Origin of the sequence: Flectobacillus roseus (assembly GCF_030056595.1) — a bacterium.
Classification (GTDB): domain Bacteria; phylum Bacteroidota; class Bacteroidia; order Cytophagales; family Spirosomataceae; genus Flectobacillus; species Flectobacillus roseus.
The window spans coordinates 1-2,650 of the sequence record NZ_JASHIF010000041.1 but is presented as its reverse complement, the minus strand read 5'-3'; the positions used below and the strand labels follow the sequence as shown (position 1 = coordinate 2,650).

Sequence of the window (2,650 nt, the reverse complement as noted above, 5' to 3'; positions counted from 1 at the left end):
TAATATTTTGGAGCTTTTTTACTTTCCCGCATTTGATTGCAGTATCATCAACGGTACTGGGCTTAACTGCTCTGTTCGAGATGGGAAGAGGTGAACACCAGTCCTATCGGCTCCATAAAACCTGCGAAACTTCCGTTTCTATGTCTTATGTCCGTTTGACGTATATCGTGAAAGATGTTGAACAAGTAAGAATTAAACTCTTAGTACAGAGATATCATAAGCTATTGGGTAATTAGTATTGCTCGACTCTGGTATCTCTACCTATACATCTGCAACCTATCAACGTTGTCATCTACAACGGCCCTTATTTGGAATACTCATCTTCAGGTCAGTTTCGCACTTAGATGCTTTCAGCGCTTATCTGGTCCCGACGTAGCTACTCAGCTATGCCCTTGGCAGGACAACTGATACACCAGAGGTCAGTCCAACTCGGTCCTCTCGTACTAAAGTCAGAACCTGTCAATATTCCTACGCCCACAACAGATAGGGACCGAACTGTCTCACGACGTTCTGAACCCAGCTCGCGTGCCACTTTAATCGGCGAACAGCCGAACCCTTGGGACCTTCTCCAGCCCCAGGATGTGACGAGCCGACATCGAGGTGCCAAACCTCCCCGTCGATGTGAGCTCTTGGGGGAGATCAGCCTGTTATCCCCAGAGTACCTTTTATCCTTTGAGCGATGGCTATTCCATACTATACCACCGGATCACTATATCCTACTTTCGTACCTGATCGACTTGTTTGTCTCACAGTCAAGCACCCTTTTGCTATTGCACTCTACGCACGGTTACCAAGCGTGCTGAGGGTACCTTTGAAAGCCTCCGTTATCCTTTTGGAGGCGACCACCCCAGTCAAACTACCCACCAAGCAATGTCCCTATTTAGGTTAGAATTCCAGTACAAGAAGGGTGGTATTTCAACGTTGACTCCATGATGCCTAGCGACACCATCTCACAGTCTCCCACCTATCCTACACATCCAGTACCAGAACTCAATGCTAAGCTATAGTAAAGGTTCATGGGGTCTTTCCGTCCCGTTGCGGGTAAACGGCATCTTCACCGTTACTACAATTTCACCGAGCTCACGGCTGAGACAGTGTCCAGATCGTTACACCATTCGTGCAGGTCGGAACTTACCCGACAAGGAATTTCGCTACCTTAGGACCGTTATAGTTACGGCCGCCGTTTACTGGGGCTTCGATTCAATGCTTCGGTTGCCCTAACATCCCCTCTTAACCTTCCAGCACCGGGCAGGTGTCAGGCCTTATACGTCAACTTTCGTTTTTGCAAAGCCATGTGTTTTTGTTAAACAGTCGCCTGGACCAATTCTCTGCGGCCTCTCATCGCTGAGTAGGCTCCCTTTATCCCGAAGTTACAGGGTTAATTTGCCGAGTTCCTTAGCCGTGATTCACTCGAGCGCCTTAGAATATTCTTCCCAGTCACCTGTGTCGGTTTACGGTACGGGTTACTATTAAGTTATGATTCACAACTTTTCTTGGAAGTTTCTTCGCTGACTCGCATCTGCCTTGCGGCTTCCACTCAGAGGCACTATTCCGTCAGTACCTGCCAACCACGAATCTCCGTCATCGTGTTTCCCTAATAGTAAGTTCAGGAATATTAACCTGATGTGCATTAGATTGTCGCTCTCGCTAGACCCTTAGCCCCCGACTAACCCTCAGTTGATTAGCATAGCTGAGGAATCCTTGACTTTTCGGCGTGGGGGTTTCTCGCCCCCATTATCGTTACTTATCCCTACATTTGCTTTTCTGATCACTCCAGCAAACCTTGTCGATTCACCTTCATCGCTATCAGAATGCTCCCCTACCAGTATGTATCGCTACATAATCCAAAGCTTCGGTACTATACTTGATGCCCGTTTATTATCGATGCCCGCCTCGCTCGACCAGTGAGCTGTTACGCACTCTTTAAATGAATAGCTGCTTCCAAGCTAACATCCTGGCTGTCTCTGCAATCAGACCTCCTTTGTTCAACTTAGTATAGATTTTGGGACCTTAACTGTTGGTCTGGGTTCTTTCCCTCTCGGACCGTGACCTTAGCACCCCGGCCCTCACTGCCGTGTATATTTCATGCCATTCAGAGTTCATCAGGATTTGGTAGGATTTGACTCCCCCTAGTCCTATTGGTAGCTTTACCTGCATGAAACTCAACCACGACGCTGTTCCTAAAAACATTTCGGGGAGTACGAGCTATTTCCCAGTTTGATTAGCCTTTCACCCCTACCCACAGCTCATCGAAATACTTTTCAACGTAAACTCGTTCGGTCCTCCAGTGTGTGTTACCACACCTTCAACCTGGCCATGGGTAGATCACAAGGTTTCGCGTCTACTCCCCCTGACTAAACGCCCTTTTCAGACTCGCTTTCGCTCCGACTCCAGATCTGCAATCCTTAATCTTGCCAGGAAGAGTAACTCGTAGGGTCATTATGCAAAAGGCACGCCGTCACAGCATCACGCTGCTCCGACCGCTTGTAAGTGTATGGTTTCAGGGTCTTTTCACCCCCCTATTCGGGGTACTTTTCACCTTTCCTTCACAGTACTCGTTCACTATCGGTCTCTTGTTAGTATTTAGCCTTACCGGATGGTGCCGGCTGATTCAAAGGGAGTTTCACCAGCTCCCCCCTACTCAGGATAC

The 2,650-nt window shown here is 48.2% G+C and carries 2 rRNA genes; both read right to left on the bottom strand.

The annotated features are described in order from the left end of the window. Positions 1-5: 5 nt before the first annotated feature. A 5S ribosomal RNA gene (rrf, locus tag QM524_RS25840) occupies positions 6-117 on the bottom strand. A gap of 94 nt (positions 118-211) precedes the next feature. Further along, positions 212-2,650: ribosomal RNA gene (locus QM524_RS25835) — 23S ribosomal RNA — on the bottom strand; the annotation flags it as partial.